Consider the following 13,094-nt stretch of genomic DNA (forward strand, 5'->3'; position numbering starts at 1 on the left):
CAATATCACGATGGGGTCGGGGGCGCCGCAATCCGGCGCATCCCTATGGTACGTTCCTATTCCTCCTGCGTTTCACTCTGCGTGCGGAGCGGGGGGCGCATGCCTGCCGCTGAGGCCATGAGCACGGCCTCGGGCAGGGTCCGCGCGCCGAGCCGCTCCATCACATGGGCCCTGTGGATCTCCACCGTGCGCGGGCTGATCCCGAGATCCCTGGCCATGGTCTTGTTCGTGCCGCCGGCGAGCAGCCCTTCCAGAACCGCCCGCTCCCGGGCGGACATGTCCGCGATGCGCGTCCGCGCGATCTCCGCAACGCTGTCGCGTTCCGCTGTGTCCCGAATGTCGGCCAAGGCGGATGCCACCGCGGCCAGCAACGGTTCACGCTCGTAAGGCACCTCCAGGAAATCCACCGCGCCCGCCTTCATCGCCTGCACCGCCAGCCCGATGTCTCCATCGCAGTTGCCCACCACGATCACCGGAAGGTGGATCCGTCGTGCCCGGAGTTCCCTCGGGATCGCCAGGCCGCCGGTTTCCGGCGCCCGGATGTCGAGCAGCACGCAGCCGGGAATCAGCGCCGGCGCCATTTCGAGGAAGGCACGCGCGGACGTGAAGGCCTTCACGTCGTATCCCACGCCCCGCAGCAGGAGGAGCAGTTCCCGATGGGCGGCCTCCTCGGCACCGACCACGTAGATCAGGGGGCCGCTGTGGCTCGTGATGTCCTGGGCGATGCCGGCAACGCGCCGTATCCGGCCGCCCTCGCCCCGGATGGCGAAGAAGGTGTCGCGAATCCAGCGCACCGAGCCGTTGCCGCGGATGATGCGGTACTCCTGGTCGACGGTCTCGCCCTGCAGGACACGGTCCATCGCGTCGCTGGCAAGCCCCCGATCCTCCGGGTGCACGGTCCCGAGCCAGTGAGGACGCCAGTCCCGAAGCATCGCGTCCGGCGGCTCTCCCCAGACATGCTCGTAGGCGGGGCTTAGATATTCCATGCGCATGGTCCTGACATCGACGATCCAGAGCACGCTGGCGGAGTGCGCGGCGAATTGCCGGAAGCGCTCTTCGCTCTCGCGCAGCTCATCTTCCGCCCGTTTGTGCGCGGTGACGTCGAGCGCGGCTCCGATGAATCCGACGGGCCGCCCCGCATCGAAGACCGTTTGGCCGTGCGTGGAGATCCACCGCTCGATCCCGTCCTCGATGCCGATGACGCGATAGGCGATGGCATAAACGCCGTCGCCCCGGGGATCGAGGCAGTGCGCGATGGCGGCCTCGACGCTTGGCCGGTCGTCCGGGTGGATGGCGCCGAGAAAGACGTCCACGTCCACATGGGCCTCGGGAGGCAGGCCCCACATGGCCTTGAGGCGCGCATCCCACTCCAGGGCGCCGGTTGCCGGATCCCAGGAATAGAGCGTCATGCCGACGAGATCGACGGCGGCCCTCAGCCGCGCTTCGCTTCGGCGCACACGGTCGGCCACCTCGCGGCGCTGACGTGACAGGGCAAGGGCGGAATTCACCCGGGCCAGAAGTTCACGGGCGGCGAACGGTTTGATGACATAATCATCGGCTCCCACGGCGAGCCCTTCCACCTTGGCTGCTTCGCCGGCGCGTGCGGACAGAAGAATGATCGGCACGTCCGCGAGCTTTGGTTCCCGCCGCAGGGCGGTCACCAGCTCGACCCCGCCTAGCCGGGGCATCATCACGTCCGACAGCACGAGGTCGGGCCTGCACCGCCGCGCCGCCTCCAGTGCTTCCTGGCCATCCGGGACCGCCGCGACATCCCAGTGCGCCGACAGCAGGCGGATCAGGTAGTCCCGCATATCGGCGTTGTCGTCGGCCAGCAGGATCCTCGCACGTTCCTTGACGTGCGCCGCACCCGCCACCTCGCCGGGAGGACGCGGCATCCCGTCTGCGGGGTCATCGCCGGGCAGCCATCGCAGCGCCTCCTCGACGTAGGCGGCCGCTCGCGTGGAGGTGGGCGACTGGGAGTGCGGAACCCCGACCCGCCGCATCGGCAGGGAGCCTGTCCCGAACGGCAGGGCGACCGTGAAGGTCGCGCCCCGGCCGACCTTGCTCTCGGCCGTGATCGTGCCGCAATGCAGATGGACCAGTTCCTGCACGAGCGCCAGGCCGATGCCGCTGCCCTCGAACGAGCGGCCTTTCTGGCCCTCGATGCGGTGGAAGCGTTTGAAGACCTGCGGCAGGTCCGCGGTCGGGATGCCGATTCCAGTGTCGCTGACCCGCAGCGTGGCGTCGTCGACCGTCGCGGTCATGGACACGGTGATCCCGCCTTCGAAGGTATATTTGATGGCGTTGGAGAGCAGGTTGAGGACGATCTTCTCCCACATGTCCCGGTCCACATGGACCGGTTGCGGGAGCGGCGGGCAGGCGATGTCGAGCCGCAGGCCGGCGCGTTCGCAGAGCGAGCAGAAGTTCGACGCCAGTTCCGCGGTGAAGCGCGAGAGGTCCGTCGGCTCGTAGGCTGCCTGCGCCCGGCCCGCTTCGATGCGGGAGAAGTCGAGCAGCATGTTCACGAGCTTGAGCAGGCGAAGGCTGTTGCGATGGGCCATCGTCGCCAGAACCCGGCCGTCCGCCGGCAACTCGCCCTCTGGCTTGGCCAGCAACTCCTCGAGGGGGCTTATCATCAGGGTGAGCGGCGTGCGGAACTCGTGGCTGATATTGGAAAAGAATATCGTTTTGGCCCGGTCGATGTCCGCAAGCGCCTCCGCGCGCCGGCGTTCGCTTTCGAAAGCCCGGGCGTCCGCGATACCTCCCGCGATGTGCCCCGCCACCAGGTCGAGAAAGCTGCGGTAATCGGCGTCCAGAACGCGGCGCGGGCTGATCCCGACAATGCAGAATCCCGTCAGGGCCGATTGGCTCTGCATCTCCAAGGGAAGGATGAGGGCGGTTTGGACGAGGTCGGGCCATAGGGGAGCGGCGAACGTGCCGCCGCGGCCCGGGAGGTTGCGCACCTCCACGGCCTTCTGCGTCCGGGCGACCGCGGCCAAGGGCCAGGGCTGGTGCGCGGCCTGTCCGGAGAGGGGAAAAACTGCAGGGAACGTCGATGGATCGTCGGGCAGCCGCACCCCCGCGATCCGGCGGGCGGTTGCGCCATCCTCATCCAGGAGATAGATGGCGGCGAACGGAATGTCCAAAGGATTGGCGTCCAGAACCTCGATGGCCTTCCGGCAAGCGGCCTCGACCGTGCGTTGCTCGGACACCCGCAGGCCGAGGTCGCGCAGGGTAGAGAGCCGCCGCTCGCCGAGCACCCTCTCGGTGGTCTCCGTGCAGGCACAGAAGACGCCTTCGACCGTGCGGGCATCCTCCGCCAGGATCGGGCTGTAGCTGAAGGTGACGTAGACCTCTTCGAGCGGCAGCCGCCGGGCGAAGAAGAACTGGAGGTCTTCGACCCAGGTTGCCCGCCCGGCCCGGACCTCGTCATGCATCGGGCCGATGGCCGGCCAGATCTCGCTCCAAGCCTCGCGCCCGGGGGCACCGAGCATGGCCGGATGCTTCGTTTCGCCGAGGAACGGAATGTAGGCGTCGTTGTAGAGAATGCGGAGTTCGGGACCGAGCCAGAGCAGGATCGGGAAGCGGGAGTTCAGGCAAAGGCTGACGGCGGTCTTGATGTTGCGGGTCCAGCTCTCCGGCGGTCCAAGCGGATGTGCCGACCAGTCCTTTGCGCGCATCAGCGCGCCAAGTTCTCCCCCGCCGCGGAGAAACCCTAAGGGATCCTGTAACGATGACGCTGAACTCATGATGGTTTCCCTCGTGTACGGCGGACGACCACGAGGCGAGAGATGGTCGTTTCATCAACTTTTCAATAATAAAATAGTTCCTACCAAAAACGTAAAAAGCACAAAGACATCGGTGGAGCCCTGAAAGTATAATGGCAGAATGAATGGCATTGAGTAAGGTATGCCAGACGTGCCGGATGCTGTAGTGGTATTGTGTGCCTATTTACTGATCAAAAGGGGGTGCTTCCGGGCTTGCGCGTTTCTGCTCATCGATACACCGGCCACCGGCCAGATGGAGGTCGCGCCATCTAAGCCCACAGCCAACTGAGCCGCAAGGCGGCTGCCCGCTGCCCCGACAGCGTGGATCGGTCGCTCTCGTGAAGGCGTCCGTCGTGCAGCATCGCTGAGGCCTTCGGCATGGGATCCCCCTTAGGCACACGCCGGATGGCCGGCCGGCGATACGGTACGATCCTTCTTCGTCAATGCGGGAGAGCAGGTGCGCAGCGACCCCGACCGGCGCGGCGGCGTCAATCCCGGTACCTCTCGAATTCCTGCCGCGCCGTCGAGAGTGGCGATCACCCGCTTAGGATGATCCGCACACCGCCGACGAAGATCTCTCCACCGGCGGAAAGCTCGACCGTTCACCTCCGGCCCACCGCTCCACGGCAGGCCGGAGACTCTCACACGACAGGCACGTTCGGGAGCATCCGATGGGCATTTGCGTAAAGCGGCAATGGTTGCGTGAGGCACCGGGTGCCTCCGCCGAGGTGAATCCCTCCTCCGAACTCCGGCAAAGGCCGGCTGTCCGCAGCGAGGTTCCGGACCAGCCGAAGGAACGAGACGCTTCGGTCGGCACCAAACAGTGGGGACCGGCATTGGAGACCGATAGCATGCCTTTCACCTTGCACAGCCCGGCCTTCGCAAATGGCCAGACAATTCCGCCAAGGCACACGGCGGACGGCGACAACGTCTCGCCGCCGCTGGAATGGTCGGACGCCCCCGCCGGCACCCGCAGCTATGCCCTGATCGTCGAAGATCCCGATGCGCCGGGCGAGACCTTCCTGCACTGGGCGGTCTACAACATCGCCGCCGAGCGCGACCGTCTGCCCGAAGGCACCACCCAGGGCGCCAAGACCGAAAGCCTGGGCCACGGGATCAACGATCATGGCCATGCGCATTACGATGGCCCCAATCCCCCCTGCGGGCACACCGCACACCATTACCGCTTCCGCCTGATGGCGTTGGATGTGGACGCGCTCGGCCTCGGGCCCAAGGCGACGGTCGACGAGGTGCGCAGCGAGGCCGGCAAGCACCTGCTGGGGGAGGCCGAACTGGTCGGCACCTACGCGCACCCTGAGAGGACACAACCATGACCGAAGACGAAGACCATCTCCGTCGCAAAGCCGTCAGCGGCAGCAAGAGCCGGCCGAACGACCGGGACGGCGGTGATCACATCCGCCAGGCACAGGAATGGAACGGCGGGTCGAAGGGCCGCAAGGGGCCGATCACGCCCAAGGACAAGCGGAACCCGAACAGCAGCGTCAAGAGCTGATCCCGACCGTTCGCCCGGCCCTTCAGAGGATGTGATGATCCGGAGGCTCTTAACCAAGCCTTCAGAGATGGCCGCGATGTTTGGCGGCTTCCTGCGACGGCCGACACCCAGACACCGTGACCGCGTTCAAGAGACCATCCCCGACGTTGCTGCTTGTCCTCGTACTCGTGGCAACCCTCGGGCTCATCGGCACCGGAACCGCCCGCTTCCTCCGCATCGACCGGGAGGAGACGATCAAGCATTACGAGCGGATCACCAGCGACACCACACGCCTGCTGGAAGAGCACGCACGGCGCACCATCCACAGCGCCGATCTGATCCTTCTGCAGGCGTTGAGGATGATCCGCGAACGCGGCGGTGTCGGGGCGATCGGGTCGGGGCTCGATTGGGCGGACTTCGGTGAGCTGGCGCAGCATCTGCCTGAACAGGGTGTCCTGTGGATCTACGATGCCGACGGCCGGGCACGCCTTGGAACGCCGGTGTTTCCGACGCCGCCCCTGACCGTGGCGGAGCGTGACTATTTCCAGGCCGTCAAGACACGGGGGGAGCCGTTCCACATCGGCCCGACCATCCGCGGCAAGACGACCGGCAAGGTCTTCTTCACGGTGAACCGCCCCATCCTGGACGAGCAGGGGCGCTTTCTCGGCATGGTCCAGGCGGCGATCGACACCGCCTATTTCACGAAGCTGTACGACCTGCTCGACGGCAGCCTGGATCCCTTGACCGGAATCTACCGGCTGGAGGGCGGCATTGTCGTACGCCGTCCGGGAATGGAGACGCATCTCGGCGCGGATGTGTCCAGGGGACCGGTTTTCCAGAGCCTGCTGGCCCGCGCGCCGACGGGGAATTACGAATCCGTGTCGCCGCTCGACGGGACGGTGAGGATCGCGGCCTATCGCCGGATCGCCGACTTGCCGCTGGTGGCGATTGCCGGCGTCAGCAAAACGGCCGCCCTCGCCGAATGGCGGGCCCGCACCGTCCGGGCGATCTGGCTCAATTTGGGGGCGCTCGGCGTGCTGATCGTGCTGGGCGTGCTGACCTGGTCGTCGCTGAGACGGCAGGAACGGAGCCGGACCTTGGCCGAAGCCGCCCTTCTAACCGCACAGGCCAGCGAGCGACGCGCCTGCCTGGCCGGCCGGCAGGCGGAGCAGGCCCAACAACGGCTGTACGAGGCCATCGAATGCCTGCCGGACGGCTTCGCCCTGTTCGATGCCGAGGACCGGCTCGTCCTGTGCAACAGTCGCTACCGTGCCTTCTACGCGCTCTCCGGCCACGCCATCGACGGCGGCATCCGTTTCGAGGACGTCCTGCGGCGGGGCGCGGAGCGTGGCCTGTTTGCGGATGCCATCGGGCGGATCGACGCCTGGGTGGCGGAGCGCGTGGCGCAGCACCGCGCGGCCGACCGGGTGCATGAGCAGCGGCTGTGGGATGGCCGCTGGCTGCACATCGACGAGCGGGTGACGGCGGACGGGGGACGTGTCGGCGTGCGCGTCGACATCAGCGAGGCCAAGCGCCGCGAGGCGGAACTTGCCGATCTGGTGCGCCGCAATGCCCTGCTGGCGGCCGCGCTGGAGGCCACGCCGAACGGCATCGCCGTCACCGACGCGACGACCGACGCTCCGCACGTCCTCTATGTGAACCGGGCGTTCGAGGCCATGACCGGCTACATGGCGGCGGAAATCGTGGGCCGGACCATTCGTGTCCTTTACGGCAGCGAAACGGACCCGGAGGTCGCGGCCTCCCTGCATGACGCCAAGCTCCGCGGCGAGACCGTGACGGCGGAGATGATCAATTACCGCAAGGATGGTTCTCCCTTCTGGAACATGGTCCGCCTTGCGCCGGTGCTCGACCCCGGCGGTTCGACGTTGGCGCATGTCGCCGTACTCTGGGACACCACCGAAGCGCACCGCCACGAGGCCGAGGAACTCCAGCGCCAGAAGATGGAGGCGCTCGGCCAGCTTGCCGGCGGCATCGCCCACGAGATCAACAATCTCCTGCAACCGGTCATCACGCTGTCGAACCTGAACATCGGTGCTCCCGATCTGCCGGCACCGGTGCGGGAGGATTTCGCCGACATCCTCAGTGCCGGGCGGCAGTGCCGGGACGTAGTCGGCGCCGTGCTGGCCTTCGCGCGCAAGGAGGGGGCGGCCACGCAGCCCCTCGTGCTCGGCGACGCGGTGTGCCGGGCGCTGAGCTTCGCCCGCGGCGTGCTGCCTCCGGCGGTCGTCATCGACAGCCGGATCGGCGACTGCGAGGCGATTGCGATGATCAGCACCACCGAGTTGACCCAGGTGCTGATGAATCTGCTGACCAACGCTGCGGACGCCATGGACCGGTCGGGAACCGTCACCGTCACGCTCGACCGGCTGCCCGGTGCCGGTGGCCTTCGGTTGACGATCGGCGACGAAGGCTGTGGCATGGACGAGCGGGTGCGCCAGCGCCTGTTCGAGCCGTTCTTCACGACCAAGCCCCAGGGGAAGGGGACCGGGCTCGGGCTGGCGGTGGTACACGGCATCGTGCGCGGATGGCGGGGAACCATTTCAGTGACCAGCGCGCTGGGGCGGGGAACCTCGTTCGAGATCACGTTTCCCGTGGCCGAATCCTCCACAATCGAACACCCGGCGACCGAATCCCCCCCAGCATGACGGAGGCGCACGCGATGGCCCGCATTCTTCTGGTCGACGACATGCCCCTGATCCGCAAGACGGTCGGCCGGCTGCTCCGGGAGCATGGCCACGAGGTCGTCGCGGCGGCGGATGGCGAGGAGGCGCTGGCCGCCTTGGGCGACGCCCGGCCGGACCGGGCCGCGTTCGACGCCGCTCTGCTGGACATCTGGATGCCGCGCGTCGGCGGTCTGGAATTGATGCGGACGCTCAAGGAGCGGTGTCCGGACCTTCCCGTCATCATCATGTCCGGTGGCGGGCCGCGGGCCCCGCTGGAATATTCCCTGGCGGTGGCCGAGACCGAAGGGGCCGCCGCCGTGCTGGTCAAGCCGTTCGAGGACCGGCAGCTCCTAGACGTCCTCGCCGTCGCCCTCGGGTCCTGATCCGTCCGTTCCGGCCGACAGCAAACGGCCGAGCAGATCGCGCAATCCCGTCGCCAGCCCCTCCTGCGCCTCCGACGGCATGGCGGCGAGGGCGGTCTCGACCATGAGCAGGGGATCCTGGGCGAGCAGTGTCCGGCCCGCCTCGGTCAGCGACACGATCCGCGCCCGCTTGTCGTCCGGCGAGACCACCACGGCGAGCAGCCCCCGCCGCACCAGCGTTCCGATGGTGCGGGACGCCGTGCCGGGGTTGGTCCCCTGGTACCTTGCCAGCCCCACAACGTTGCGTGCGCGCTCTCCGGCCTTGCCGAAATAGCGCAGCGCCGACCATTGGGCCGCCTGCATGTCCGTCGTCCAGCACAGATCATGGACGGCGCGTGCCGTCTGCTCGACGAGGCTGGCGATTCCATGGAGTCGCGTGGCGCGGTGCGGTGCGGCGGCCGTCCCGGATGGGGCGGGCTCCGACACCAGGGTCGGGGCAGGGCGGTCCGGCGGCGTGGATGGGGTGAATTTGTTTGTCACAGACAAATATCTTCCCTCTGCATAGGCGCATCGGTATAGTTGTCTCTGACAAACATATGGCTGGCCCGCGAGCATGGCAGGGCTGCCTGTATCACCCCAGGACCGGAGATTGCAGACCGCATCATGGTTCCCGAACCGTTCGCCCACACTGGCCATGGTGGATTGTGCATTGCCATATACGGTGCCATGGACGCAATGGATCCTATTGCCGCGTGGTTTTGTGCGGCCGCAGGGGAATTCGGGTGCTTCCGAAGAATAACTCCAGAAAGAATTTTGAATTTTAAGATCGAAATTAAATAAAAATCACGCTACTCGCAGATATATACCGATAAAAACAAGGAATGCTCTGGATATTTTTAATATTAGAAATGATCTGTTAAGACAATTTTGGGATAGTCAAAGTATAAGACCTGAATTTTCGAGAGATCATGACGCGATGACCACCGTTTCCCTGAATTTATCGATCCGCGGAAAGCTGTGGGGGCTTGTCGTGGCGGCGAGTGTCGCGTGTCTGGCGATCGCGGGGGCCGGCCTGTACCTGAACCACGAGCGCATGCACCAGGACCGGGTGGCCACGCTGAAGTCGCTGGTCGACATCGGGTACAGCATCGCCGAAAAATACGAGGCCGATGCCGTGGCCGGAAGAATCACGCGGGAAGACGCGCAGGCGCGCTTCAAGGAGGCGCTGCTGTCGCTCAGGTACCAGGGCAGCGGCTATCTCTTCGCCTACACCTACGACAACCACGGCTTCGCGCATCCCAACGCCAAGGTGATGGGCAAGGACGCATCGGGTCTGAAAGACGCCAAGGGCGTGCCGATCCTGCCGGCCATGGTGAAGATCGCAAGGCAGGGGGAGGGTACGTATCTCTATCCCTGGTTCGTCAACAACAACGGGACCGACGAGACCGAAGAGAAGCTGTCCTATGTCCGGGGCTTCGAGCCCTGGAAGATCTTCATCAGCACCGGCATCACCATCGACGATCTGCAGGCCGCCACGATGGGGCAGCTCTGGAAGTTGCTTGGGATCGCGGCCCTCCTGGGGCTGCCGGCCATCGCGCTGATCGCGCTGGTCGGCCGCAACGTCAGCGCCGACATCGCGCGGCTGAGCCGGAGCATGCACGCTTTGGCCGGGGGCGATCTGTCGGTCGCCCTTCCGGAAACCAACCGGCAGGACGAGATCGGCGCAATGGCCAAAGCGGTCCAGGTGTTCAAAGAGAACGCCGCGGGCAAGGCCCGGCTGGAAGCGGAGCAGGCCGAATACGCGCGCCGGGCCGAGCTGGAAAAGCGCCAGACCATGCTGACGCTGGCCGCCGACTTCGAGGGTCGCGTGAAGGGCATCGTCGACACGGTGGCGGCGGCGGCGACGGAGATGCAGGGTTCCGCGCGCTCCCTCTCACATGTGGCGGAAGACAGCGTCCACCAGATCACGGCGGTGGCGGCCGCGTCCGAACAGGCCTCCACCAATGTGCAGACCATCGCCGTCGCGGCGGAGGAACTGTCGGCGTCCATCACGGAGATCGGGCGTCAGGTCGACACCTCCACCCGCATCGCCGGACAGGCGGTGACGGAGGCGCAGCGGACCGGCGATGCGATCCGCGGTCTGGTGGAGGCCGCCCACGAGATCGGCCAGGTGGTCGAACTGATCAACAGCATCGCCGGACAGACCAACCTGCTGGCGCTGAACGCCACCATCGAGGCGGCGCGGGCGGGGGAGGCCGGAAAAGGCTTCGCCGTCGTCGCCAGCGAGGTGAAGGCTCTGGCGACGCAGACGGCGCGCGCCACCGAAGGCATCCAGAGCAAGGTCGTTGAAATCCAGGCGGCGACCACCGGCGCGCAGGACGCAATCGGGGCGATCGCCAAGACCATCGGCCAGATGAGCGAGATCGCCACCGTCATCGCCTCCTCCATCGAGGAGCAGAACGCGGCGACGCAGAACATCGCCGGCAACATCACGCAGGCGGCGCGGGGCACGGAGGTCGTCTCGACCAACATCGTCGGGGTGAACCGGGTGGCCACCGACACCGGCAGCGCGGCGATCCAGGTGCTGGGCGCATCGCAGGGGCTGGCGCTCGAAGCGGAACGCCTGCGGGAAGAGGTGGCGGGCTTCATCGCCACCATCCGGGTCGCCTGACGACCGGCTGAAGACAAGGGGGCGGCAGCAGCGGACCGGCGGAGTCCGGTCGGCCCGCGCCGTCCCCCCTTGCGCACACCATGCGAACCAACGGGAAGATGACGATGAGACGTACTGTGACGCTTGGGCTCGGCATGGCGCTGTACGCCCTGGCCTGTTCGGCCAGCTTGGCTGCCGATGGGATCACCGGGGCCGAGCATTGGGTCGAGAATGCCGGAATCCGGATTTATGTCTGGGAGAAATACGCCGACAAGCCGACCGGCAAGAAGGTCGTGGTCCTGGCCCATGGTTCTGCCACGGCCGGCCGGGAAAGCTTCGACCTGCAGGTTCCGGGCAAGCCCTCCTACAGCCTGATGGACCGGCTGGCCCGGGAGGGGTTCGACGTCTTCGCGCTCGACACCCGCGGGTTCGGGCGCTCGACGCATCCGGACACGCACATGACCACGGCGCAGGCGAAGGACGATCTGAAGGCGACGATCGATTACGTCCTGAAGCTGCGGGGCGTGTCGAAGGTTGACCTGCTCGCCTGGTCCTGGGGAACGCAATATGGCGGGATGTATGTGATGGACCATCCCGGCACGGTCGAGAAATACGTCAGCTACGCCCAGATGCACGCGAACAGCCCGGACGTCGCCCGGCGCCGTGCCCGGATCGATGCCTTCCGGGCGACTCCCTACATCACCATTCCCGAGGCCGGCTGGAAGCCGCGCTTCACCTCGATGGCGCCGGCGGAGGTCAATGAATCCGACGTCGTCGATGCCTTCGCCAAAGCCGCGGCGAAGGTGGAGGTGAAGACTGCGACCGGGCCGCAACTGGACCTCGCCACGATTCTGCCGATGGTCAACGCCCGGCTGGTATCCGTGCCGACGATGCTCATTCATGGCCAGTACGACGACGTGGCGGACACCGACGGTCTGCTGCCCTTCTTCGCGCAACTGCCAAACCCGCGGAAGGCCTACGTCGTCGTTCCGGACGCCGGTCACATGATGCACCTGCAAAAGGGACACCGCCTGTTCCAGCAGGAGGTCGTCGGCTTCCTCAAGGATGCGGCGCCCTGATCGGCTCCCGGTCACCGGTCGGACCTTGACCTAGTCTATGCCCATGAATGGAACCTTGTTCGACAGGACGCACCCGGCGCGTGGAAATTGGGCTGTTGCCAAGTGCGCTCTGCCAAGATGCTTAGGCGGCGAGTGTGCGACTGGAAGACCGGTTGCACACTCGCCGCCTTCTTCTCACCGTATTATTGTCCTGTGCCGTCCTCCTGTCTGGCGCCAGCATTGTGGCGACCGACGACGGAGCCGCACCCGGCAGCTTTGCGGCCCGATTGGTCGAGGCAATCATCCCCATCATCGTCGCAGCCGGTTGGTTCGATGAAGGCCAAATCCTGCCCCCGCAAGACCAGGGCCGGTTCACTTGGCGTCACGTCCGCTGTTTTTGATGGAAGAAGGACTGAGGGCGCAGAGGGGCTTCGTTGAACAGGCCGAAAGCCTGGATGACCATTCCGGTCGGTACGGTGAGGCCGCGGGCGACGCCGCTCCCCTTGAGGACGCCACCCCGCCGGTCCGGGTCCGGGTCGCGGTGGCAGCCGCCGGCCTGGAGCCTGCAATTCTGCATCCGGATCGCGCCGAGAACCTGGGCTCCGTCGCCGATGTGGTTGTCGAGTGCGAGCGAACCGGCGCCGAGCAGCCGGACGCGGCTGCCGATCTCGATCAGGCCGTGGGGATGATCGGCCTTGATGGTGAAGCCACCCTCTTCGCCGATTTCGGTGTCGGCACCGATTGTCACCCGCGCGTCGGCAGCGACGATGCGTGTGCCGGCAAAGAGCCGGGTGCCGCTGCCGACCGTCACCTCGCCGCCCCCCGTCGCCTGAATGATCGTTCCGGGCCAGAGCGTGACGCCGGCCGCCAGGGTGACGCCCGGTGAAACCAGGGTCGAAAACGGATCGAACACCAGAACGCCGTTGTCGGCGAGCGCCGCCACCGCTTCGACGGGCAGGAAACCGGCGCATCCACGCGCCCGGTTGACGGCGGCGACGAGGGAGTCACTCAAGATCGCCGGCCTCCGTGCGCCTCGATCCGGGCAGAGCCGGGCGCCTTCGGTTAACAGTGTTTCGCCGAT

9 protein-coding genes are annotated in these 13,094 nt (G+C 66.4%); 6 read left to right on the forward strand and 3 right to left on the reverse strand.

Annotation, left to right across the window (positions count from 1 at the left end; translation table 11 throughout):
- Positions 1-56 precede the first annotated feature (56 nt).
- Positions 57-3,680, reverse strand: a complete 3,624-nt coding sequence (locus GBZ48_RS00245; protein ID WP_174469141.1) for a response regulator — start codon at positions 3,678-3,680, stop codon at positions 57-59.
- 938 nt (positions 3,681-4,618) lie between these two features.
- Here GBZ48_RS00245 and GBZ48_RS00250 point away from each other — a divergent pair.
- From GBZ48_RS00250 to GBZ48_RS00265, 4 genes are all read left to right on the forward strand, one after another.
- On the forward strand, positions 4,619-5,101 hold the full coding sequence (locus GBZ48_RS00250) for a YbhB/YbcL family Raf kinase inhibitor-like protein (protein ID WP_174469142.1): 483 nt from the start codon (positions 4,619-4,621) through the stop codon (positions 5,099-5,101).
- Positions 5,098-5,280: a hypothetical protein gene (locus GBZ48_RS00255; protein WP_174469143.1), complete on the forward strand. Its 183-nt coding sequence runs from the start codon at positions 5,098-5,100 to the stop codon at positions 5,278-5,280. The genes GBZ48_RS00250 and GBZ48_RS00255 overlap by 4 nt, the downstream gene beginning before the upstream one ends.
- 167 nt (positions 5,281-5,447) lie before the next feature.
- Positions 5,448-7,925 carry an ATP-binding protein gene (locus GBZ48_RS00260; RefSeq protein ID WP_174469144.1) on the forward strand — a complete coding sequence of 826 codons (2,478 nt, stop codon included), beginning with the start codon at positions 5,448-5,450 and terminating at the stop codon, positions 7,923-7,925.
- A gap of 14 nt (positions 7,926-7,939) precedes the next feature.
- Entirely contained in the window at positions 7,940-8,326 is a 387-nt protein-coding gene (locus GBZ48_RS00265; protein ID WP_174469145.1) for a response regulator, read from the forward strand.
- Here the strand turns inward: GBZ48_RS00265 and GBZ48_RS00270 are convergent.
- Complete coding sequence (locus GBZ48_RS00270) at positions 8,294-8,845, reverse strand: MarR family transcriptional regulator (protein ID WP_174469146.1); 552 nt, start codon at positions 8,843-8,845, stop codon at positions 8,294-8,296. The two genes, GBZ48_RS00265 and GBZ48_RS00270, sit on opposite strands and share 33 nt — an antisense overlap.
- A gap of 436 nt (positions 8,846-9,281) precedes the next feature.
- Here GBZ48_RS00270 and GBZ48_RS00275 point away from each other — a divergent pair, with 436 nt between their 5' ends.
- Complete coding sequence (locus tag GBZ48_RS00275; RefSeq protein ID WP_174469147.1) at positions 9,282-10,976, forward strand: methyl-accepting chemotaxis protein; 1,695 nt, start codon at positions 9,282-9,284, stop codon at positions 10,974-10,976.
- A 104-nt stretch (positions 10,977-11,080) separates the two neighbouring features.
- The gene (locus GBZ48_RS00280; RefSeq protein WP_174469148.1) at positions 11,081-12,034 is read left to right on the forward strand and encodes an alpha/beta fold hydrolase; all 954 of its coding nucleotides are present in this window, start codon (positions 11,081-11,083) and stop codon (positions 12,032-12,034) included.
- Between the two features lie 361 nt (positions 12,035-12,395).
- On the opposite strand, the gene GBZ48_RS00285 is transcribed toward GBZ48_RS00280, so the two are convergent.
- Positions 12,396-13,025, reverse strand: coding sequence for an LbetaH domain-containing protein (locus GBZ48_RS00285; protein WP_174469149.1), 630 nt, complete (start codon positions 13,023-13,025; stop codon positions 12,396-12,398).
- Positions 13,026-13,094 lie beyond the last annotated feature (69 nt).

This window comes from Azospirillum melinis, assembly GCF_013340935.1.
GTDB lineage: Bacteria > Pseudomonadota > Alphaproteobacteria > Azospirillales > Azospirillaceae > Azospirillum > Azospirillum melinis.

Excerpts from the sequence above, each read along its gene's own strand:
- GBZ48_RS00265 (WP_174469145.1), top strand. The coding sequence starts at position 7,940 with ATGGCCCGCATTCTTCTGGTCGACGACATGCCCCTGATCCGCAAGACG.
- GBZ48_RS00250 (WP_174469142.1), top strand. The coding sequence starts at position 4,619 with ATGCCTTTCACCTTGCACAGCCCGGCCTTCGCAAATGGCCAGACAATT.
- GBZ48_RS00275 (WP_174469147.1), top strand. The coding sequence starts at position 9,282 with ATGACCACCGTTTCCCTGAATTTATCGATCCGCGGAAAGCTGTGGGGG.
- GBZ48_RS00255 (WP_174469143.1), top strand. The coding sequence starts at position 5,098 with ATGACCGAAGACGAAGACCATCTCCGTCGCAAAGCCGTCAGCGGCAGC.
- GBZ48_RS00245 (WP_174469141.1), bottom strand. The coding sequence starts at position 3,680 with ATGCGCGCAAAGGACTGGTCGGCACATCCGCTTGGACCGCCGGAGAGC.
- GBZ48_RS00280 (WP_174469148.1), top strand. The coding sequence starts at position 11,081 with ATGAGACGTACTGTGACGCTTGGGCTCGGCATGGCGCTGTACGCCCTG.